Here is a 23,800-nt window from a genome sequence, read left to right as displayed (position 1 = left end):
TGGAGTTAGAGGTATCTTTTATATTCTCTTCTGTATGAATAGACTCATGTGTAGTCGAAGGTTCATTGAAAGCTGAAGATTGATGGTTGTGATGATTAATATGGTTGGATGTTTTAAAATCATTAAAATTGTTAGAGTCCTTAGAGTCCTTAGAGTCCTTAGAGTTCTTAGAGTTCTTAGAGTTCTTAGAGTTCTTAGAGTTCTTAGAGTTCTTAAGGTAATTAGAGCTTTTAGAGTCCATAATAAGTTCCTTTCTTTTGCTCGTAGTGAATGACTGATATAGTAAAATAGAATGATAAGGCGAACAGATAACATATAGGTGTGTCGAATTGGAAAGAGTACATTGGAGTTCAATCCGCATCGTTTTAAATAGTGCTATTCATTATGTAATGTACAATCCAATTTCTATTCTCCATACTACCATACATTCATACATCCCTATCAAGGCAGCACAACAAGTGGACGAAGAAAGGAGCACAGTCATGGATTACATACGCTACAAGCAGCAAGTTATGCAAGAAGTAGAGCGCCGTGGATTAACGTCAGTAATGAACGATACACGCTGGGAAAAGCTGAAGGTTGGTGTATATCGCAAGTTACCATTCCCCCCGGCTTTTCAAGTGAAAAAAGTATTGTCTCCAAAAGCCGAGCCAGAATCATTCCAACAGGATGTGAGCTATGATGGTGATTGGCACACTATACTTGGGGATGAATCAGATGATGCACAGTTTTGCGATTGGCAGCATCCCGCATGTGATGTGGAATGGATTCGGGTCAAGCCGAGACGATTGGAATTTCGTGGACGTCTGGTGGAAAATAAGCTGATCGATATCGAAGCTGCTTTTGTCACCTTATTAAAAGAATGTGGTATTCCTTATATGTATAAAGAGGGAGATTACTGGATTTATGGCTATGCTACTGCCGCTGAGTTTGCACACCTGCATAAATAAAAAATAGCCTGCTGGTCGCTAATGCGTACAAGCAGGCTATTTTCATAGGGTCGTAGAGCTGTCACTTCCACGTTTGCAGTCTATACAAACGTTTAATAAGAAAGTGAAATGAAGACGTCTATAGAACAGATCACTCCATTATTTAGTCAAAATCTTCACTTCTTTTGGTGCGAGTGTAATCGTGATCGAACTACCGTTTACGGTCACCGAATCGGTGCCAAGCTGGTTTTTCAATATTGTACCGTTACCGACGTTATCCAGATTCGGAATCGTGCGTGTCTCGCTGTTCCATGAATTGTTAATCAGTACAACCACATCGTCAGCACCGTTTGTACGCTGGAATCCATACACGGTGTTATCTGACCATTTTTCTTTTTGCGTCCCGTTTTGCAAGGCTGGATGAGCATTGCGGACGACATTCAATTTGGCAATATATTTGTACAGCTCATTGTTCGTATCAAATGTCATGTCTTCACGATTAGCCGGATCATCACCGCCACTAAAGCCCTGTTCGGTACCTTGATACACGATCGGGATACCGCGTGAAGTGAGCAGGAAGCCGAGCGCTGCTTTCAGTTGTGGCCATTTATCATATGATGCGCCTGGTTTACCGGATGCTTCGTTCAGGAAACGCTTCACATCATGGTTATCGATAAATGTACCGTTCAGATTGGCATTTTTGTAGCGATTGTCCTGCGCATAACGATCTTTGATCAGATTCATCGATCCGTCTTTGGCAAATACGTCACGAATGGTGTAGTACATTGGGAAATCGAGCGCTGCATCCAAATAGTTGGTGTAATCGCCAACATAGGTCGGGTTACCATTAAATATTTCGCCAATTGTGAATGTGTTGACTGCGCTGTCAAAGTCTTTGAGGAACCACTTCGGTACATGTTTTGCCGTATCGACGCGTAATCCATCTACGCCGGATTGCTGGATGATCCATTTGCCCCAGTTTTTCAGCTCTGTCGCTACTGCTGGATTTTCTTGCTTCAGATCATCCAGACTGGCCACATCGCCATTTTCGATGCGGGACTGATTGTTCGTATTGTAGTCATTTTGCGTAATATCGCCGGCGTTATGGTACCAGTCTGCCTGATCGAATGGGGCTTTCGCTATCCCATTGTTGGGGCGGAAATCGCCGGTATGGTTAGCGACTACATCGAGCATAACAGCGATATTTTTGCTATGTGCGGTACGCACCAGCTCCTGGAATTTCGCCATATTGCCGAGGTGACCATCAACAGAGTAAAAATCATACGTATGGTAGCCGTGGTAAGCATAAGTGCTCTTTTGCATCGTTACAGGTGTGATCCAGATTGCAGTAAAACCCATATTTTTGATGTAATCGAGCTTGTTAATAATGCCCTGAAAGTCGCCGCCATGCCACTGGCCGGGATTGCTTTTGTTGGAGGTAAAGCCGCCATAGTTATCATTGCTCGTATCGCCATTGCTAAAGCGATCGGTCATAATAAAATAAATGCTGCGTTTACTCCAGTCAACCGGTCCAAAATTATCGGAAGGAGGAGTCGATGGATCAGTTGGTGTGGTATAGCCGGATGGAGCACCAGCTGTAATCGTACCTGCGGCACCGTTCGTGCCTGGTGTGAAGGTCGATGTGCCTGTGTTAAACAGATAGTTTTTGGAACCATTGTTGTCCCATGTACCGCTACCATTGTTAAAGACAGCTTCAAGCTGGGTGGATGTGCCAATATTGATCGTTGCTTTCGTGTAGCCGCTCACTTCAGCATCTGCCATTTTCATACCGGGCGCTGTTGTCCAATTGCCATCAGCTTGCCGGTAGTGTATGTACGGTGAAGTAAAGCCCTTTTTGTAATAGACGGTTACTGAATTATCCGCTGCATGGATCGTAGGGCCAAAGCTCCCCAACAGTACCGCCATCACCATCAATAGCGCAATCCAGGCAGCTACTGACCGCTTCATGTGTTGATTAAATCTTACGTACATCATTCGTCCTCCTTAGCAATATGGGTTGTGTGATTGTGCAAACGTTTACGCAATTGATTATAAGATAGCGCTTACAAAAATAAAAGGAGGTAAATATATGAAATTATGGAACGGGTGATGGAGTACAATATTCTGTTAAAATATGATTTTAATAAGTGGAACGACATGATAGATTATTAGTATAAATAGCGAATATTATACCGGAATAGACTCAACTCATAGTGGATAGATGGCTCAACTACAGGTTGTTGTACATCTGTGCCCATGACCGCTAAAATAAAAATAAGTAATGGGCGGCGAATGTAGAAGGCGATCCTGCTAACACAGCTAGAGGGAGGAAATGGACGTATTTTGCTTCTGATACACAACGAATCTACGTCGAAGGAGAAAATAAATTGTAAGTTTCCAAAACAGACAATAACGTATGCTGTATAGCGACATGATTTGTAATCGTATCTCATACTAAACGTTCACTAACACAGTGAAAAGTAAGCTATTTTACTTTGCTCAAATGCCTTTTTATTTAAACCGTATTCAAAAATCACTCACACCATAAGTTGCCCCATTTCCTTAATTACCTTCGTTTATTGTAGCTTACAGCAATCCAAGTATTCATACATTCTAATGCAATGGCAGGGAGCTTATCATCATGCTGGATTCAATATTAATCGGTGCGACCATCGCCAACTATCGTAAGCAACAGAACCTCACTCAATTGGAGCTTGCCGACTATATGCACGTCATACCTCAGGCAGTCTCCAAATGGGAAACTGGCAAATCGCTACCCGATCTCTACACGATGATCAAACTTGCAAAATGACTACATATTGACATCGCTATGTTACTTGGCGAGAATACGGAACTTTCCGACGAATTACTACACTCATTCGCACCCGGACAAGCTACCCCAATGCCCCTGCACACATTAACAAATCCAGTGCAAATCGATGCAATCATTGCACAGGACGATCAAAAATCATCTTTCCCCGATGATCTACAGACGCTAACTGTAGCACAAATTATTCAATTGGCACCGTTAGTGGATCAGGAAACGCTTATCCATATTACGAGACTACATACCGATTCACTGGCGGAGAACGCCAACGCTTTAACCGAACTTGCACCATTCCTAACTGAAAATGCTTTGTATGCAATCGTTTGCGGAGATGATCCCCTAACGATCGATCACATTTTAACCGTCATCCGGATTGCTCCATATTATGATGAGCGACTGCATCAATATGTCAACGAACATCAACACCAGATTACCATCCAGCAAATGTCGACCATCGCACCATGTATAGCACCCGACCAGCTCCAATCTTTTGTCGCAACACACTGGCAACAATATACCAACCAGCAAAAACTAGCCGAAATCCTCTCATTATTGCCCGAACAAGCACTAGCAGAACTGCTAACAACACAAGAAATCACCTATGAACTGTTACTATTCGTTATCCCATTTATCGATCAAGCGCTGGTCGACCATGTGATTGAACATCATATGCCTACGCTGCAACCTGAGCAACTTGCCGTTATCCGTTTGCTCGTCAATGTTAATTCGTTGTGATCGTAGACAGAGAACCGGAGTAAAAGAGATGGAACAATTATATGGTTAAAGTTGAAATTCGAATGGGACATAGATAAAACATTCATTTTAAATCTTTAAACTCTTGAATTTTTAAGCTTTAAATATACAAGCCTTTACATCCTCACTCTAACCCATAGTTAAGACCATACCCTACTAACTAATTCAACCCATACGTAATTTTTACTTACATACTCATTCAAATATCCCAACCCACAAACATGTGTAAAAATCACTACACTCCGCTATAAAACTACCAATATTCCAGAAAACCACCAATATTTCAGCTCACCATCCCCATGAGTCATATTCTATCTCCGCATCAAAGTTAGATTATCCTACACGATAAAGTTGATTTTCCTATCTCCCTCCCTTCACCTACTCCCGTATACTTTTTTCAACAGACCTAAAGGGGGAAGGTTACCGTGAACAAGAAAACAGCCTATCTGTTTATTTTTCCTAGCGTGTTTCTGACGCTTGTACTGGGTGTGTATCCGCTAATGTGGGCGCTTCGGTATATGTTCTATAACTATCAGGGGTATGGTGATCCGATCTTTATCGGTTTTGGTAACTTTGCCCGTTTGCTGCGGGATGCGGAGTTCTGGCAGTCTGTTGTGAATACAGGCATTTATGCGGCAGGCAAGCTGATTGTAACCATTCCGCTATCGCTCATTCTGGCGTTTATTTTGAATCGTAAACTACGAGGGCGCACTGTGCTGCGAGCAATCTACTATTTGCCGACGGTATTTAGTGCCTCGGTTATGTCGATTGTCTTTTTCATTATTTTCAACTCGTATAATGGCGTACTGAATCAATTTCTGCTGAAATTCCATATCATCGGGGCACCGATTAGCTGGCTTGGCGCGGACTATGCGATGCTGACGACGATTATGATCGCGATCTGGGGGGCGGTTGGTAACTATATGCTATTGTTCCTTGCTGGACTGCAAGGTATTTCAGAAGATCTGTACGAAGCAGCTTCATTAGATGGAGCAAGCGAAATACGCAAACTATGGAGCATTACGATTCCGCTACTCGGTCCGGTCATGCAGATGATTATTATGCTGGCGATTACGATTTCACTCAAAGGCTATGAAAGTATTATGGTGCTCACAGAGGGTGGGCCGTATGGCAAAACCGAGGTGATGTATCTGTACCTGTTCAAGCTACTTTTCCCGGTTTCACCTGAATCGCCGGTGCAACAGCAGCTCGGCTATGGCAGTGCGGTTGGCTTTGTGACAGCGATTATCGTCGGTATCGTCACGATCCTGTATTTCTATTTATCTCGTAAGCTGAATAAAATGTACTAAACGATCAGGAGGGGAATAAACATGGTCATTAAATATACAGGCAAAACCCTTCTGTGGGTGTTTCTGCTCGTAACGGCTGCTGTAACGCTATTTCCGATTGTAATCGTCGTATCCGGTTCATTTATGACGAATTTGGAGCTGACGAGCGGTGCACATATTTTGCCGGATGTATGGCAGTTTAGCAATTATGCAACGGCATGGACGAAAGCGAATTTCTCACGTTTTACATGGAACAGCTTGTTTGTCAGTGTGATGACGACGATTGGAACGCTACTGGTGTCCTCGATGGCGGCATATGCAGTAGATCGTGCCCAGTTTCCGGGCAAGAAGATCTATACCGGTCTGATGGCAAGCACATTGTTCATTTCGATTGGCGCGGTCGTGCTGCGTCCACAGTTTGATTTGATGGTATTACTAGGGTTGCAAAAATCACTATGGGGTGTCATTCTTATTCTTATTAGCGCCCATGCGGCCACGTATTTTATTATGATCGGCTTCCTGAGAAACATTCCTCGTGAACTGGATGAAGCCGCCTGGATCGATGGATGTCATCCTGCTTCGGTGTTCTGGCGTATCATTTTGCCATTGCTGCGTCCAGCGCTGGCAGTTGCAGGTCTGGGCGTATTTCAGAACTCGTGGAACGAATACATTTTGCCGCTGGTGTTCACACTCAGCAATCCCGATTTGCAAACGTTACCGGTCGGTTTGTCTAATCTGCGTTATGGTTTTGGCGCGGCATCTGAATCGCAATTGATGCTAACTGGGGCATGCATTTCGATCTTGCCACTGCTGATCGTGTACGTATTTGCGAACAAGTCCTTCATGCAGGTCACTCTTGGAGCGGTAAAAGGATGATGAGGAATGAGCAAGGGATTTTACAAGTTATCGCTCAAAAGTCGCATTCATATTTTGTATATATTGCTTACCTTTGTGTGCATTACGGTAACCGGCGGTTTTGCCTATAATTTTGCCGCTAAAGTCATTGAGCAGAACGCATTGCAGCTCAAACAAACGATGCTCAACAAAACCGTTCAGACGCTGGATGAAAGTATGCGGCATATGATTGTAGCCAGTTATTCCCTGATGATGAGCGAAACGTACAATCGGGTGATGAACGATGTCCGGAACGAAGACGGCTCGCGCTTTTATACGGATCTATCACTGATGCAAACACCGTTTGCCCAGCTCAAACAAATTGAGCCAGCCGTCGATTCGGTACTGCTGGCTACGCCGATAGGTGATTTTTATTCAACACAGGATTCATTGATGGGCGATGCTTCATTTCGACAGCTATATGAAAAGGAAATCGCTGATCGTTCGTGGAATGTGCACTGGGTAGCTGGACATGAGGATCAGCTGTTTCAAGGGAAAAAGCGTGTCATCACTTTACTTGTTCGTCCCCTTCGCAACTCGCTGAACAACGGCTATAATCTGTCCGATGTATATCTTATCGTGAACTTTAATGAAGAATATATGGATCATTTGATTCGGGAAAATGTGCTGGATGATCAGATCGGGCTATTTTTAGTTGATGGGCAAGGGCAAAGTATATTACCTGGTGTTAGCCCAGCACCGACCGATTTGGGCACCGCTGCTTTTCTGGAGGCGTTTGGACGCCAGCAGCAGGGTGCCTTTTCATATCCGAATGAAAATGACGAGCAGCTGGTGAACTATGCCAGGCTTAAGCTGGATGAGAACTGGTCACTCGTCGCTGTACAGTCCAAAAGCAATCTGCTTGGCGAGATGCGTGAGATCGGCTGGCTCATTCTGGCGATTATGATCGGATGTATGATGATCGCACTCATGTTCTCTAGCGTGCTCACCAGACTATTGTTAAGCCCGTTGAATAAGCTATACCGAATTATTCAGCGGGTTGAAAATAACGATCTCGATGCGCGCTTCGCCAGTAAATATGAGGATGAAGTAAGCGTCATCGGATATCGCTTCAACCGCATGATGGGACAGATCGAAAATCTGATTGAGGCGAATACGATCAGTGAACAGGAGCGCCTTCGTTACGAGATCAAAGCGCTTCAGGCACAGATCAATCCACACTTTTTGTACAATACGCTGAATACGATTTTGTGGAAAAGCCAGTTTGGTCAAAGTGAACAGGTGGGGGAGATGATCGTCTCGTTATCGCTTCTGTTCAAGCTGGGACTGAATAACGGTCAGGAAATGACGACGCTGGAGCAGGAACTAAACCATGTCGAGCAGTACATGTTGCTTCAGCAGCAGTGCTATGAAGAGATGTTCATGTACACGATCAGGATGGATGGGGCAGCACGACATGCGTTATTGCCCAAAATTTTGTTACAGCCACTCGTTGAAAATTCAATTTTGCATGGCTTCAAAAATGTGGAGCGTCCCTGTCGGATTGAGATTGAAGCGACTGTGAATCGCAATCATCTCAAGCTCAGTGTGTCAGATAATGGGCATGGGCTGGACGCTGATACGATGAATCGCACGCTGGAAGAGCCGCTGCAAAAGCATGCGAGTTATGCGCTGTATAACATCTATAGCCGGCTGCGCTTAAATTATGGAGAGGCCGCATCGATGCATTTTGAAAGTACACCTGATAAACGGACGACGGTGATGATCACGATTCCATTTCACGGGGAGGAAGGTCTGTGAGTATGCTGACAATGTGTGTGATGGACGATATTAAAATGGTCGTGAACGGGATTGCTTATCAGATTCCGTGGGAAAAACATGGCATTCGGATTGTCGGAACAGCTGAGGATGGACAGCGTGGATTGGAAATGATTCGTGAGCTTCGCCCGGATATTGTGCTGACTGATATTTGTATGCCACATCTGAGCGGCCGCGATATGATTCGTAAAATGGTCGAAGAGCACTTGCCGAGCCGGGTCATATTCATGAGCGGATTTAACGATTTTGTCTATGCGCAGGAGGCAGTACGCCTCGGCGCTTTTGATTATTTATCGAAGCCTTTTACACCGGCTCAGGTGGTCGAAACGGTGGTGAAGTTGCGGGAAGCGATTGTGGAAGAAGCGGAAAAGACAGCTAAAATGCGTCTGCTGGAAATGGAACTGCTGGAAAATCGCCGTCATCAGCGCGATGATTTCCTGCGCAAACTGCTTCATCGTGCACCTTCGGTTGACAACGAGCAACAGTGGAACAACTGGCAGATGCACAAAATGTTGCCATGTTATCGAACGCTTATTTTTGACACAGAGCGAGGAGAGCAAGGGAAATCGCTGGCTAAAATGAATGAGCATACGATTACAGCTTTACGCGAAATGATAGAGGAACGCGAGGACGGCATCGTGCTGCATGATGGCAGTCAGCGCATCGTAGCGCTGTTGCCAGCTTCCCGTTCAATCGATATGGAGTCATTATGGCAGGAGGCGGCAGCTTGTATCGAAGGTGAGGGGGCTGGCCCGATATCGCTAGGATACAGCACCATACAGGAAGGTCCTGCACAGCTTGCTTATGCGTATCAAGAAGCGGATCGTGCACTCGGGTATCGCTTCTACAGCTCAACGGGTGGCTGTTACAGCTATGAACGGACACAGCGGACAAGCGATATTCCGCGTTATGCACCGGATAAAGAAAAAGCGCTGCTGTATGCGCTACGTTCTGGCAATAACGAACAGACGGAATATATGCTGGACGAATTATTTCTGGAGTGGATATCGCAATCGGATTATTGCCGTCCTGAATTGATGGTGCAGCAATTTAAAACATTATGTATGACCGTTTATCGCACGATGCTTGAAGTGCTTGAAGGGGTGCCATGCAATGGACTGGCGGAGCGTTTATCCGATATTCAAGGCTTGCCGCTACTTACCTTTGCCGAATGGATGAATATTACGACTGAATTTTGCTCATTCTGTTGTGAATGTATTCGTGGTCAGCAAAATAAGGAGTATTCGCGCGTGATCCAGCAGGTGAAGCAATATATCGAGGATCATCTGGATAGTGATCTGACGGTGAATAGCTGTGCGCGTGCAGTGCATTTAAGTCCGAGCTATCTGGCGAATCTGTTCAAACGCGAAACGTCTATGACGCTTGCTAACTATGTCACCACATTACGCATTGAAAAGGCGAAGCAATGGCTGCTGGAGGGCATGCAGGTGCAATTAATTTCCGCACGGCTTGGTTATGAGGATCGGCCGTATTTTAGCGAAATGTTTAAAAAGCATTGCGGCATGAACCCATCGATGTTTCGCCAGCACTATTTTGAACAGCAGAATGCGAAGAAAAGATGAATTCCCTACCCCAGTGTAGTCGATATACCCTACTCACATGTGAGATTTTACCCGTTATTGTTAATAGCAAGAGGTGAATGACTCATCTCCCACCAAAACAAAATCCGGGGGGACTGCACATGCAGAAGAAATGGTTGCAAGTCGTAGGAAGTACAATGCTCGTCGTCGCATTGGCTGCCTGTTCTGCGAATTCGAGTTCGACAGACAGTAGCGCTTCTTCATCATCCGCATCAAGTGGTGGCAAAACTAAGATTGTATACTGGACTCCGGATCGTCATGATGCTGAATTCATGCAGAGCAAGGTAGACGAGTTTAACAAAACGAACAAAGACAACATCGAAGTCGACATGAATGTGATGGGGGACAACTATCCACAGGCTGTCGACATCGCCTTTGCCAGTAAACAAGCGCCGGATGTACTGCAAATTGATGATTTTGAAACGTATGTGAAAAAGGGATATCTGACTCCAATTAACGACTATATGAGCAACGAAATGAAGCAAACGTTCAAGGACGTTATCATTGATCATAAAAATGAAATTGACGGCAAAATCTATACGCTGCCCAACACGGGACAAACATGGCGCCTGATCTATAACGAAGATCTGTTCAAACAAGCAGGCATTGCGGCTCCACCAACAACACTGGACGAAATGGTGCAGGACGCGAAGAAAATTACCGATATGGGTAAAGCGCAAGGCATCTATGGCTTTGCCAGTCCACTCAAAGGTGTAAGCGGATTCGGTCGTCCAGCGAACACGGTTGGACCCGCTGGTGTAACGACTGGCGTAGACGGATACAATTACGTTACAGGCGAATTCGATTTTAGCATGTACAAAGATATTGCACTGGCGATGCGCCAGATGATGACAGATGGCAGTATGTTGCCAGGTGTGGAAAGTCTAGATATCGATCCGCTGCGTGCTCAATTCGCACAGGGCAAAATCGGAATGTATTTTAACCACTCTGGTGAGCCAGGCGTGTACAAAGATCAGTTCCCAACACAGGTAAAATGGGCAGCGGCTCCACCGCCAACAAAGGATGGTAAAATTGTCGGCGCGGTACAGGTGATCGGTGGTTCCTATATCGGCATTAGCGCAGACTCGCCCAATAAAGACGCAGCATGGAAATTTATGAATTATGTGTACAGCACAGATTTGCAAACGAAATACTATGAAAACGGCTATGGCGTATCGCTGATCCCTACCGTATTGGAGCATGCTACCAAACCGACGATTCCTGGTATTGCAGGCTTTCTGCCTCGTAAATACGATGCACTGTATCCGGCGAACCCATTGTCGGCTACAGAAAGTCAGGTTGAAGGGCCAAAATGGACGGAGGACTTTGTCAAATACGTGCTGACCGGCGGCGATGTGGATCAAATCATTAGCGATCTGAATACTCGCTATAATGCAGCACTCCAGCAAGCTAGAGATTCAGGTTTAACGACCATTAAAGCCGATCCAGGCTTTAGTTCCGCGAAGCTGGAAGGCAAGCTGTCCAAAGACGAATAAGTAGCATCACGAATACGCTCACGAATGCAAATGGAATCGGACTGACCTTCAGGCAAGCCTAGTGCTTGAGGTCAGTCCTTTGCACGTCAATCTGGTAAATCGAAAGGGGATCATAACACGATGAGTGCAAGAACGTACTATTTGACCGCAGATGAGCTGGAGCAGGCAGCTACGGCTTACCAGGAGCATTATCCACAACAAGCCGCAGATACGATCCAAATTGCCGATCAAGCGTGCCAACATTTGTTTATGGTGCCGTATACGAATGATCTGACACACTGGATACCGATGGGGGATCCGGTCGATTGGTTATATAATCCGTCGCTTGATCCTGAATTTACATGGGGGATCAATCGTCACTGGCATATGCTGGATCTAGGAAGAGCCTATTTGATGACAGGTGAGGAGAAATATGTAGCGACGTACATTCGCCATTTTCGCAGCTGGTGTGCACAGAATCCACCACCTCAGCCGTCGATGCCGTATGAGGAAGCTACATTTTTCCAATTACCAGGCCCGTGGCGTCTGCTGGAAACAGGTTTGCGTGTACAGTCATGGATATCGGCTTATGCATATATGCAGCGTAGTGAGCAGATCGATGAAGCATTTACGACTGAACTATTAGTGGCGCTGGAGCAGCATGCTGTGTATTTAACGTCTTATCTCGGTCAAACAGAAATTAATCATGCGATGATGCATATGCAGGGCTTGTTTATGATCGGTGTCTTTTATAGTGAGCATCCAAGAGCACCTTACTGGCGTCAGCTGGCTACGGAGCGTTTACAGTTATGCCAGTATGATCAGATCGGGCCGGAAGGTATTCAGAGTGAGCTGACCACGCATTATCATGATGCGAGTATTGAGATGTTTGGTACGCCGTATTTGCTAGGTAGATTGTCAGGTTTTCCATTTCCAACTTCATATGGACAGCAGCTACACCGGATGACTACATTCACACTGGCAATGATTCGCCCGGATCATCGTTCGACGGCGATTGGAGATTCGGAATGGGTGAGTAATGGCAGAGCACGAGTGGCAATACTGGGTGGTATTTTGGACGATGAGCATCTGCTGCTGCGTGGTGAGGTGAGTCCGGACTTTTTATGGATGTTTGGTGCGGAGATGTTCGAGAAGTATAAGGGGTTACAGCAACAGGAGCTTGTTGAAGTGGAGAGCATGGATTTTCCGCAAACCGGCTATTATATGATGAAATCACCGGGGCAACATCTGTTCTTTGATGCGGCGCCGATGGGTGGAGCGCACGGGCATGCGGATGCGCTAAATTTGGAATGGTACTGGCAGCGGCAATTAATTTTCGTTGATCCAGGTCGATATACGTATGAGGAAGGCTATTGGCGCCATTATTTCAAAAGCACGGCTGCACATAATACGGTCGTGATCGATGGTGTCGATCAGACGCCGTACATTTCGACGCAAGCATGGGCAGAACCAGCAGCAGCTTGTCAGACCCTTCGCCGCGAAAGCAATGCTGACTATGAGCTGGTGGACGCGACCCATGATGGATATATGCGTTTAGAAGATCCTGTTCAGCACCGACGCTGGCTGGTGATGGGCAAGCAGATTCCGCTGCTCATTATGATAGATTGGATCGATGCGCAGGCAGACCATGAAGTGCATCAGCGCTTTCAGCTGCATCCTGATGCAGTTGTTCGTGTGATGACTGGCGATACGACAAGCCCAGCAGGTATACAAGTAGAATTAGCAGATATAAACGAACCTAATATTACACCGACTGTTCAACTGGATTATCCGCAAAACGAACTATCTGCACGCATGTATTGGACGCTGGCAACATCCAGTGAGCATGATTCAGCAGAGCCGGATGACCATGACCATAAGTTGCAAATTGTCTGCGAGGAAGGCTGGGTGTCTCCAATCTATGGGCAAAAGCAGCCAACTTCTATTATCGATGCCGGGATTCGCATAGATCGCCCGATCGGTATTGCGACTGTCGTCATTCCAGATGATCATCGATCTGATCCAGCGAATGTATGGGTAGTAGACAAGCTGAAATGCCATACGGATCATCGTGTGGAGATTGTATTGTACAACGATAAATCACAGCTACAGGTTTGTGTAGATGAGCAGCGGATTAGCTGGGTTTTATCTTGAAGATTATCTATTAAAGCGTTGTACGAAAAATAGCAAAGAGGGATCGCATCGGTATCGGTGCGATCCCTCTTTTTTCATAATATGACAGAGAGTAGATATGCGGTTGCGATAGCTATAGATTTATGGATAGAACGACATTACAAACTCATCACCAAGCCATATATTCGCCATACAGATACACTTCCATCGGTGCCGTTACATTGGCTGTGAAGGCAAGACGGTAGACGCCGAGCTGCTCATATCCAGGATGATTGATGGTGAAAAAATATTGCGAATAAGGACCGGTCACACTGGAACTGTTCACCACCTGCCACGAGTCAGTTTCTTCATTATACCATTCGTATTTGTAGCTCAGGCTTTCACCTGCTGCCAGCGGAAATGTAAGCCACACATTAACATAACCGGTCGAAGCGAGTGGCCCAACATAATAGGTCTGGTTATTATCGATCGTAAATGTTTCTTCGACCTCGCCAAATAACCGCGCTTGCTGATTAGTATGGGAGGAAGATGCTGCATAGGTAGATAGCGGAGCAACAGCCAGACTGAACACCAGCGTCCATACTACAAACATCGCCAATACCACTTTAATCTTCATCATACATTCTCCTTTGTCCTGCCAAAGTATGAAACGATGAACCTGTTCATGGATAAGTCGATTAGGACGGTTACGAGGTAACAATGATCAGACTGCACATACAAACAAGCAGTCGTTTAACGTGTATAAACCGATCTCCTTTGCAATGTAGTAGTGTTATGCCCAGCTAACCAGAATCGTATGACCGATCAACTATCGCTTGCTCACCATCATTGTCCATTTGCAAGATAACGCTTACAAAACTCCTTTCCGATCCTCGTTTAAAGGCTACCGCCTGCCGAGTTGCAATCTGTATAGGAGGATTATTACTAGTGGCAGTAGAGATTTAGGATATCAATTATAAATTACCATTTATTCTAAATAAAATACATCATATTTTGGAACTTTATCCAGATAATCATGATCTATAGGTACATCACATTTGTATTGTTCTGGAATGGTGGAGCAGCGCCGAGTAACAGATCGAAAATGAACATGCATTCGACAGATCAGGACATTTCCCGACGAGAAAAGGGAATTCCCTAATGTCCGTCGCTGTGCCGGAAGATCATAATAAAAGCATAGAACTTGTCTATATCGTCAAGTCATTTGCGAACAACAATCTTAACGGATGTATACCGAGATCGATTTTATACTGCCACTTTTCATTGAACTCCATGTTTGTCGATTCAAGCATTGGAAAAGGAGTGTTCATTTACATGAAACGGAAATACAAATTGAATTTCTTCAAGCCGATTGAGAGCTATTCCAGCAACTGGTCGATTTTGGAGGAGAAAAATAGAGACTGGGAAAATATGTACCGTCAACGCTGGTCCCATGACAAAGTCGTGCGTACAACGCATGGTGTCAACTGCACCGGTTCATGCAGTTGGAAAGTATTTGTGAAAAATGGCATTATCACCTGGGAAAATCAGCAGATCGATTATCCATCCTGTGGTGCAGATATGCCGGAATTTGAACCGCGTGGTTGTCCACGTGGCGCGACATTTTCCTGGTATGAATACAGCCCGCTACGGATCAAATATCCGTATATGCGTGGTAAACTGATGCGGCTGTGGAAAGAAGCACTTGCTGAGCATAGCGATCCGATTGAAGCATGGGCAAGCATTGTAGAAAATCCAGATAAAGCGACTCAGTATAAAAAAGCGCGTGGTAAAGGCGGTCATGTACGTGTGAACTGGGATGATGTACTGTATCTGATTTCTGCCCAGCTTATTTATACGATTCGCAAATATGGGCCTGACCGGATCGCAGGCTTTACACCGATTCCGGCGATGTCGATGGTCAGTTATGCATCCGGGGCGCGTTTTATTTCACTACTTGGTGGACAGATGCTCAGCTTTTACGACTGGTATGCCGATCTACCACCAGCTTCGCCGCAAATCTGGGGTGAGCAGACCGATGTACCGGAATCGTCAGACTGGTACAATGCCGGCTATCTAATCATGTGGGGTTCCAATGTACCGTTGACCCGTACACCGGATGCGCATTTTATGACCGAGGTTCGTTATAAAGGAACGAAAGTCGTATCGGTCGCTCCCGATCTGGCGGAAAATGTGAAGTTTGCAGACAACTGGCTCGCACCACATCCAGGTACAGACGCTGCGATTGCCCAGGCGATGACCTATGTCATTTTGGATGAATTTTATCATCAGCGGCAGGAACCGCTATTTATAAATTATGCGAAGCAGTATACCGATATGCCATTTGTCATTTTACTGGAGCCGCATGGCGATGGGCTGAAAGGTGGACGCTTCCTGCGTGCAAGCGATATCGGGCAGCAGAGCGAGCATGCGGATTGGAAGCCGGTCATCTATGATGAAGCTGGCGCTGAGTTGCTTGTGCCAAATGGCACAATGGGTCAGCGCTGGGAAAAGGACGTAAAGTGGAATCTCATTTTGGAGCGTGAGGACGGAACGGTGATTGAACCTGCGCTCAGTATGACGAGCCAGCAGCATGAATGGCTTGAGATCGTATTCCCTTATTTTGATAACAATGGCAATGGAACATTTACGCGCACAATTCCGGCGCGCCGGATGACGCTCGCGGACGGTAGCGAACGTTATATTACAACGGTATATGATCTGATGATGAGTCAGTATGGTGTAGCGCGGATCGATAGCCCACATAATGCACGCGGCTATGACGATGCCGAATCGCTGTATACACCGGCATGGCAGGAAAAAGTGACGAGCGTTAAAGCATCGGTCGTAGTGCAGATCGCACGTGAATTTGCACAAAATGCGCTTGATACGGGTGGACGCTCGATGATCATTATGGGTGCAGGCATTAACCACTGGTTTAACAGCGATACGATCTATCGCTCGATTCTGAATCTGGTCGTATTGACCGCTTCGCAAGGTGTAAATGGCGGCGGCTGGGCGCACTATGTAGGCCAGGAGAAATGTCGTCCAATCGAAGGCTGGTCGACCGTTGCCTTTGCAAAAGACTGGCAAGGTCCGGCACGATTGCAAAATGCGACTTCGTTCTTTTATTTTGCTACCGAGCAGTGGCGATATGAAGAAAGCGGCACAGATTCGCTGCAATCACCAACGAGCGGTGAGGTACATTATCGTCATCCCGCTGATTACAATGTGCTGGCTGCACGTCTCGGCTGGTTACCTTCGTATCCGCAGTTTGATAAAAATAGCCTGTTATTCGCAGAAGAAGCCGCGCGTGCAGGTAAAACATCAAACGAAGATATTATTCAGCATTCCGTAGAGCAGGTTACGTCCCGCCAGACAAAGTTCGCCGTCGAAGATCCCGGCGCACCGGAAAATTTCCCACGCTCGCTGTTTATCTGGCGCTCTAATCTGATTTCCAGTTCGGCTAAAGGGCAGGAATACTTTATGAAGCATCTACTCGGTGCATCCGATGATCTGATTGCACGTCCGAATGAAGAGCAAAAGCCAGAAGAAATTGTATGGCGCGAAGATGTAGAAGGTAAGCTTGATCTGATGGTTGCGCTCGATTTCCGCATGACGACGACACCGCTGTATGCCGATATTGTACTACCCGCAGCGACATGGTATGAAAAGACCGATCTGTCGTCAACCGATATGCATCCATTTGTACATCCGTTCAATCCAGCGGTCAATCCGCTCTGGGAGTCACGATCCGACTGGGACATCTACCGCAGTCTAGCTGAGACATTTTCCGAGATGGCGAAGACACATCTGCCTGGCGTATATAAAGATCTGGTCACCGCACCACTTGGACATGATTCGATGGGTGAAATTTCACAGCCGATGGGCATGGTCAAAGATTGGATCAAAGGTGAGGTTGAACCGAAACCTGGTAAAACGATGCCAAACTTCAGCATCGTCGAACGCGACTATACGAAAATTTACGATAAATTCACCTCGCTCGGTCCGAACCTGCTGACTGGTAAAGCAGGCGCGCACGGCGTGAACTTCTCGGTAGCAGAGGAGTACGAAGAACTGAAGCTACTGAACGGTGTGCACTATGATGAAACGATCAAAAACGGTCTGCCCAAGCTGCAAACGGCACGTCAAGCTGCCGATACGATCTTGCATCTGTCGTCAGCAACGAATGGTCGTGTATCACAAAAAGCGTATATTCAAGCCGAAGCCGATCATGGGGTAGAACTACGAGACATTTCCGCTGATCGTGCAGCAGAAAGAATCACCTTCCAAAGCATCACATCACAGCCGCGTGAAGTCATTCCGACACCGGTATTCAGCGGCTCGAACAAGCAGGGCAGACGGTATTCGCCATTTACAACGAATATTGAGCGTTTAGTTCCGTTCCGGACGCTAACAGGCAGACAGCATTTTTATATTGATCATGAAATTTTTGAACAATTTGGCGAATCGTTGCCAGTGTATAAGCCGACGCTGCCACCGATGGTATTCGGTCCACGCGATCGTGAGATTAAAGGCGGTCAGGATTCACTCGTGCTGCGCTATCTGACGCCGCACGGTAAATGGAATATTCACTCTACGTATCAGGATAACCAGCATATGCTGACCCTGTTCCGTGGTGGGCCAACGGTATGGATCAACAATGAAGATGCAGCATCCAGCGATATTAACGATAACGACTGGCTGGAAGTATATAACCGTAATGGTGTGGTCACAGCACGTGCTGTCGTCAGTCACCGGATGCCACGTGGCACGATGTTTATGTATCATGCACAAGACAAGCATATTAACGTACCGGGTTCGGAAATTACCGATACACGCGGCGGTAGTCACAATGCACCGACTCGCATTCATATGAAGCCGACCCAGATGGTCGGCGGTTACGCCCAGCTCAGTTACGGGTTCAACTATTATGGCCCGATCGGTAACCAGCGTGACGTATATGTCGCTGTCCGCAAAATGAAGGAGGTTAACTGGCTTGAAGATTAAAGCACAAATCGCCATGGTCATGAACCTGGACAAATGCATCGGCTGTCATACCTGTAGTGTTACGTGCAAGACGACGTGGACGAACCGCAAAGGTGCCGAATATATGTGGTTTAACAATGTGGAGACGAAGCCGGGTATCGGCTATCCGAAACGCTGGGAAGATCAGAGCATCTATAAAGGCGGCTGGCAGCTACGTAAAGGCAAGCTAGAGCTGAAGTCTGGTAATAAACTATCCAAAGTGGCACTCGGCAAAATTTTCTACAATCCCGATATGCCTGAAATGAAAGACTATTACGAGCCGTGGACATACAACTATGAACATCTAACCCAGTCGCCGGAAAAAAAGCATTCTCCGGTGGCACGTCCACACTCCGCTGTCACCGGCGAAAAGATGGAAGTAAACTGGGGTCCAAACTGGGAAGATGATCTGGCAGGTGCGCATATTACCGGCCCACTTGACCCGAATATCGAGAAGATTGAAGAAGAGATCAAGTTTAATTTTGAAAAATCGTTTATGGTCTATCTGCCTCGTCTGTGCGAGCACTGTCTGAATCCGAGCTGTGTAGCATCGTGTCCATCCGGTGCGATGTACAAGCGCGATGAAGACGGTATCGTGCTAGTCGATCAGGAAGCTTGCCGTGGCTGGCGTTATTGCATGACAGGCTGTCCGTACAAAAAAGTATATTTTAACTGGCAAACGAACAAAGCGGAAAAATGCACATTTTGCTTCCCACGTGTCGAAGCCGGCTTGCCTACCGTCTGCTCGGAAACATGTACCGGACGTATCCGTTATCTGGGCGTGCTGTTATATGATGCGGATCGTGTACAGGAAGTAGCATCGATTCAGGATGAGCAGGCGCTATATGAAGCCCAATGCGGACTATTTCTGAATCCGAATGATCCTGAAATTATCGCACAGGCGAAAAAAGACGGTATAACTGCCGACTGGATTGAAGCAGCGCAAAATTCGCCGGTCTATAAATTGGCTATCGAATACAAGCTGGCGTTCCCACTGCATCCGGAATATCGTACATTGCCGATGGTATGGTACGTACCGCCGCTCAGTCCGATCATGAACTATTTTGAAGGTAAAGATTCGATCGATAATCCGGATTTGATTTTCCCGGCGATTGATGAGATGCGCACACCGATTCAGTATCTGGCTAATATGCTGACTGCGGGTGATAGTCAATCCGTCAAAGAAGCGTTGCAGCGTATGGCAATGATGCGTTCTTATATGCGTGCCAAGCTAACCGGAGATCATTTTGATGAACAGCGTCTGGAACGTGTCGGATTAACCGCCCGTCAAACCGAGCAAATGTATCGTCTGCTGGCGATTGCAAAATATGATGATCGGTTTGTGATTCCAACCTCGCATAAGGAAGGTCATATGAATCCATATCGGGCGCAAGGTTCGGCTGGTTTTGGCGATATTATGGGCAATATGGGTGCCGGTATGGATGGTGGCTGTAGTGGATGCAGTGCCGTCGATTCGTTTAGCCCAGGACGTGATAAGGACGGGAAGACGATCTATGAAGAGAATTTCTATGGGGGGATCTGGCGTGATTAATCTGGAGCAATTATATGCATATAAACCATCGTTTCACTTTTTTGCACGCCAGCTCATGTACCCGGAGAAATTGGATTTTCATCCGCAATTGCTGGAACAATCATTTGCGCCGGATCATCCTGGTGCGGAGGAAGCAAAGCGATACTGGGAGTTGATGCATGAGCGCAGTATGGAGCAGATTCAGGAAATGTATACGGAGACGTTTGATTTTCAAAAGGATTGCGCGCTGTACATGACCTATTTCAAATTCGAAGAAGCACGTGAGCGTGGGCAGATGCTTGCTAAGCTGAAGCTACTCTATGAAATGTTCGGGCTGGAAATGCCGGATGAGGAGTTACCGGATTATTTACCGCTCATGTGCGAATTTCTATATGCTGCCGACTGGCGTGGACATCCATCAGCCGGGCAAAATTTCCGAATGCCGATGGCTATTCTGGAAGATGGAACGTATCATCTGGTAGGGGCGCTGGGCAAGTACAATAGTCCATATGTGCATCTCGTCCGCGCGCTACGCCAAACGCTCAAGTCGTGCATCACACAGGGAGAGCCGGTGAGTGAACATGATTGAACAGTTTTTATGGGTCATTTTCCCGTATGCATGTATAGTGATCTTTATCGTAGGTCACATTTTCCGTTACCGTACCGATCAGTTTAGCTGGACGGCCAAGTCCAGTGAATTTATTGAAAAGAAACAGTTGATGCTCGGCAGTATGCTGTTTCATATCGGGATCATGCCCGTTATTATCGGTCATGTAGTCGGTCTGGGCATTCCGGCTTCATGGATGACCGCAATGGGCGTGAGCGAGCATCTGTATCATCTGGGCGCGGTGTATGGTGGCGGTCTGTTCGGTGTGATTACACTCGTCGGTATGCTCATTTTGACATCACGTCGTTTTACGATTCGGAGCGTGCGCAAGCTAAGCAGCGCGTCGGATCTGGTCGTGAACACATTGCTGCTGTTTATCGTGTTTATGGGCATGTATGCTACGCTATTCACGAATGCGGTTCAACCGGAATTTGATTATCGGGAAACGATCTCGATCTGGTTCCGTGGACTGTTCATTTTGCAACCGGATGCGTCATTCATGCGAAATGTACCGGTTTCGTTCAAAATCCATGCATTGACCGGGTTTGCGATTTTCGCCTTCTGGCCATTTACACGTCTTGTGCATGTGTGGAGTGTTCCATTGAATTATATTGGCAGAAGTTATATCCTGTATAGAAGACATAAATCGAGCTGAGGAAAGTGGGCGCTGCCTTCTTTCCCTCTTGTATTAGGAGCGAGCGTGAATGAACGATCAAGTGAATTACCAGCAGGAGCTGGACGAGATTCGTGCGTTATTCGGCTATGATTTTATGGCATTAGCGCTGGCAGAGCCTGCGGAATATCATTATGTGATCAAATGGAAATATGCTTCCGGTAATCGAAACGAGCGGTTCAAGGATATTGTGCTGCAAAGTGGACGTGGCATCGCCGGTATGGTATTCAAAACAGGCAAACCGTTTATGTTCGCTTCGGTTGAGCAGGATGTGCCACGTGATGCGCTGTTCAATTATCCGATCATTCGCACCGAGCGTCTGACGAGTCTGGGCGCGGTGCCGGTATGGAATGATACGCGTGTTGCTGGTGTACTGCTGGGCGGATATCGGAATGAACAGCGGGTAAGTTTCCAGATGATGCAGGAGCTGAATGAGCTGGCCCATCTCGGTATCGGAGCGCTGAATGGAAAGGAGTACATCCCAAGTTGAAGCAGGTTCATGAGCAGGAACAGATTAATCGACTAATGAGCAAGCTGTACAGTCAGAGTAGAGAAGCGATCTTCTTTTTTAATAATGCTGGACGTGTATTGTATATGAACCCGGCAGCAGAACGCATTGTGGACGATGATGTGTTGCGTCAATTGTATGAAGGCCATGCCGAGACAATCTGTCGTGTGTGCCGTGGCTATATGAGTGAGACCGAGCTGCGTACATGTATTGCATGCTATTTTACAAATCCAGAATCGGAGCGATTTACATCTTTTCAGGTGTATTTGGATACGGTCGGTAAAGGGGTGATCCCTTATGCGGCTTCGTATCATACGCTGGCTGATGAAGATGTGCATGTGTTAATGTTACGCGATCTGTCACAGCAATTTAAAACACAGGAAAGCTTTTACCAGAACAAGATGATGAAGCATGTAATTCATGCACAGGAAAATGAACGCCGCCGCATCTCACGTGAGCTGCACGATAGTGTCGCTCAGGAATTAATGAGCGCGGTTATTGATTTGCGTGTGCTTAAATATATGACTGGCGAAGAAGAATTGTTAAAAAAAATGCGCCAAACGGAAGAATCGATGACCCGTCTGCTGGATGATATTCGTAATCTGGCGGTGGAGCTGCGTCCGGCAGCGCTGGACGATTTTGGTCTGGAAGCGGCTTTTCGCTCGCATTTTAAACGAATTCAGCAAAGCTACGGCGTAACGATTGGCTTCGAATCCAATCTCGATCAGCAGCGTTATGGAAGTGAACTGGAAACCGTCGTTTACCGGATTGGGCAGGAAGCGATTCTAAATGCGCTCAAATATGCAGATGTGGATCATATCGATCTGAGGCTGCGTGAGGACAATGGACGGATGTGGCTGATCGTCGAAGATCGCGGCAATGGCTTTGACCCGGCAGATGATCCGATTGGCACTGGACTCGGTCTATACGGAATGCAGGAGCGTGCCGAGCTGGTTGGCGGTAAAGTTAGCGTTCATTCGGAAAGGGGCAAAGGCACACGAATTACACTCGATATTCCGATTTTGAGCGCTATGCAGGGGGAGGGACAATGATGAAAATCGTAATTGCCGACGATCATGCGATTGTTCGCAGCGGCTTCGCGATGATATTAAATTTTCAACCGGATATGGAGGTCGTCGGTACAGCGGCAGATGGTATTGAAGCGTACACGATGGTTGCTAAGCATCAGCCGGATCTATTGCTCATGGATCTGAGTATGCCGCCAGGCGAAAGCGGACTGATCGCGACGGGCAAAATCAAGGAAGATTATCCTGATACACGCATCCTCATTTTGACGATGCATGATGATGAGGAGTACCTGTTCCATGTGCTGCGTAATGGCGCATCGGGTTATGTACTCAAAAACGCACCGGATGAAGAGCTACTGCTGGCGATTCGCACGATCTATCAAGGCGGTACATATATCCATCCGAAGCTCGCCACATCACTTGTACGTGAATTTGTCAAAACGAATACAAGTGTGGATTCTGAAGATGTGTATGAAGTGCTGTCACGGCGAGAGCTGGAAATTTTGCCGCTTGTCGCCAAAGGCTATAGCAACAAAGATGTAGCAGAGAAGTTATTCATTTCCGTAAAAACAGTTGAAGCACATAAAGCAAAAATTATGGATAAGCTCAATCTGAAAAGCCGTCCGGAGCTGGTCGAGTATGCGTTGCGGAAGAAGATTTTGGAGTTTTAAGCTGGTAATAGAATAGGATGAATAATAAAGCTGCTGGGATGCCAGTAGCTTTTTTGTTATGTGCAGATAAGGTAGCATTCGCCGTGCTGGTCAAC

17 protein-coding genes and 1 pseudogene are annotated in these 23,800 nt (G+C 46.4%); 16 read left to right on the top strand and 2 right to left on the bottom strand.

The genetic code is table 11. The features are described from left to right. Positions 1–482: 482 nt before the first annotated feature. Entirely contained in the window at positions 483–950 is a 468-nt protein-coding gene (locus tag AAHF22_RS05670; RefSeq protein ID WP_347323986.1) for a DUF6678 family protein, read from the top strand. A 138-nt stretch (positions 951–1,088) separates the two neighbouring features. Here the strand turns inward: AAHF22_RS05670 and AAHF22_RS05665 are convergent. Continuing rightward, positions 1,089–2,807: pseudogene (locus AAHF22_RS05665) on the bottom strand (alpha-amylase family glycosyl hydrolase); the annotation flags it as partial. 763 nt (positions 2,808–3,570) lie between these two features. Between AAHF22_RS05665 and AAHF22_RS05660 the strand changes: the two are divergent. The 8 genes from AAHF22_RS05660 to AAHF22_RS05625 all read left to right on the top strand — a co-directional run bounded on the left by AAHF22_RS05660 (position 3,571) and on the right by AAHF22_RS05625 (position 13,701). Beyond that, positions 3,571–3,741, top strand: coding sequence for a helix-turn-helix domain-containing protein (locus tag AAHF22_RS05660; protein ID WP_347323985.1), 171 nt, complete (start codon positions 3,571–3,573; stop codon positions 3,739–3,741). A gap of 90 nt (positions 3,742–3,831) precedes the next feature. Then, complete coding sequence (locus AAHF22_RS05655) at positions 3,832–4,491, top strand: hypothetical protein (protein ID WP_347323984.1); 660 nt, start codon at positions 3,832–3,834, stop codon at positions 4,489–4,491. A gap of 443 nt (positions 4,492–4,934) precedes the next feature. Further along, positions 4,935–5,819, top strand: coding sequence for a carbohydrate ABC transporter permease (locus AAHF22_RS05650; RefSeq protein ID WP_347323983.1), 885 nt, complete (start codon positions 4,935–4,937; stop codon positions 5,817–5,819). Positions 5,820–5,840: 21 nt separating this feature from the next. Then, positions 5,841–6,674, top strand: a complete 834-nt coding sequence (locus tag AAHF22_RS05645) for a carbohydrate ABC transporter permease (protein WP_347323982.1) — start codon at positions 5,841–5,843, stop codon at positions 6,672–6,674. Positions 6,675–6,680: 6 nt separating this feature from the next. Next, positions 6,681–8,453, top strand: a complete 1,773-nt coding sequence (locus tag AAHF22_RS05640; protein ID WP_347323981.1) for a cache domain-containing sensor histidine kinase — start codon at positions 6,681–6,683, stop codon at positions 8,451–8,453. 2 nt (positions 8,454–8,455) lie between these two features. Then, positions 8,456–10,054, top strand: coding sequence for a response regulator (locus AAHF22_RS05635; RefSeq protein WP_347324121.1), 1,599 nt, complete (start codon positions 8,456–8,458; stop codon positions 10,052–10,054). 119 nt (positions 10,055–10,173) lie between these two features. Then, positions 10,174–11,568: an ABC transporter substrate-binding protein gene (locus tag AAHF22_RS05630; protein WP_347323980.1), complete on the top strand. Its 1,395-nt coding sequence runs from the start codon at positions 10,174–10,176 to the stop codon at positions 11,566–11,568. 120 nt (positions 11,569–11,688) lie between these two features. Next, positions 11,689–13,701, top strand: a complete 2,013-nt coding sequence (locus AAHF22_RS05625; protein ID WP_347323979.1) for an alginate lyase family protein — start codon at positions 11,689–11,691, stop codon at positions 13,699–13,701. Positions 13,702–13,849: 148 nt separating this feature from the next. Here AAHF22_RS05625 and AAHF22_RS05620 read toward each other — a convergent pair whose 3' ends face one another. Beyond that, positions 13,850–14,296, bottom strand: a complete 447-nt coding sequence (locus tag AAHF22_RS05620) for a hypothetical protein (RefSeq protein WP_347323978.1) — start codon at positions 14,294–14,296, stop codon at positions 13,850–13,852. A 698-nt stretch (positions 14,297–14,994) separates the two neighbouring features. Here AAHF22_RS05620 and AAHF22_RS05615 point away from each other — a divergent pair. From AAHF22_RS05615 to AAHF22_RS05585, 7 genes are read left to right on the top strand one after another with little or no spacing between them, the layout of a single operon-like run. Then, positions 14,995–18,669 carry a nitrate reductase subunit alpha gene (locus AAHF22_RS05615; protein ID WP_347323977.1) on the top strand — a complete coding sequence of 1,225 codons (3,675 nt, stop codon included), beginning with the start codon at positions 14,995–14,997 and terminating at the stop codon, positions 18,667–18,669. After that, positions 18,659–20,239, top strand: a complete 1,581-nt coding sequence (gene narH, locus AAHF22_RS05610) for a nitrate reductase subunit beta (protein ID WP_347323976.1) — start codon at positions 18,659–18,661, stop codon at positions 20,237–20,239. Before AAHF22_RS05615 ends, narH begins: the two co-directional genes overlap by 11 nt. Continuing rightward, a complete protein-coding gene (gene narJ / locus AAHF22_RS05605; protein ID WP_347324120.1) occupies positions 20,232–20,807 on the top strand; it encodes a nitrate reductase molybdenum cofactor assembly chaperone in 576 nt (191 codons plus the stop codon). Before narH ends, narJ begins: the two co-directional genes overlap by 8 nt. Then, on the top strand, positions 20,800–21,480 hold the full coding sequence (gene narI, locus AAHF22_RS05600; RefSeq protein WP_347324119.1) for a respiratory nitrate reductase subunit gamma: 681 nt from the start codon (positions 20,800–20,802) through the stop codon (positions 21,478–21,480). The genes narJ and narI overlap by 8 nt, the downstream gene beginning before the upstream one ends. A gap of 49 nt (positions 21,481–21,529) precedes the next feature. After that, positions 21,530–21,988, top strand: coding sequence for a GAF domain-containing protein (locus AAHF22_RS05595; RefSeq protein ID WP_347323975.1), 459 nt, complete (start codon positions 21,530–21,532; stop codon positions 21,986–21,988). A 35-nt stretch (positions 21,989–22,023) separates the two neighbouring features. Then, positions 22,024–23,058, top strand: coding sequence for a sensor histidine kinase (locus AAHF22_RS05590; RefSeq protein WP_347324118.1), 1,035 nt, complete (start codon positions 22,024–22,026; stop codon positions 23,056–23,058). Continuing rightward, complete coding sequence (locus AAHF22_RS05585; protein WP_347323974.1) at positions 23,058–23,705, top strand: response regulator; 648 nt, start codon at positions 23,058–23,060, stop codon at positions 23,703–23,705. Before AAHF22_RS05590 ends, AAHF22_RS05585 begins: the two co-directional genes overlap by 1 nt. Positions 23,706–23,800 lie beyond the last annotated feature (95 nt).

The sequence above is a fragment of the Paenibacillus wenxiniae genome, assembly GCF_039822605.1.
GTDB lineage: Bacteria > Bacillota > Bacilli > Paenibacillales > Paenibacillaceae > Saccharibacillus > Saccharibacillus wenxiniae.
The sequence above is the reverse complement of the archived record's forward strand: the minus strand, read 5'-3'. Positions and strand labels throughout refer to the sequence as shown.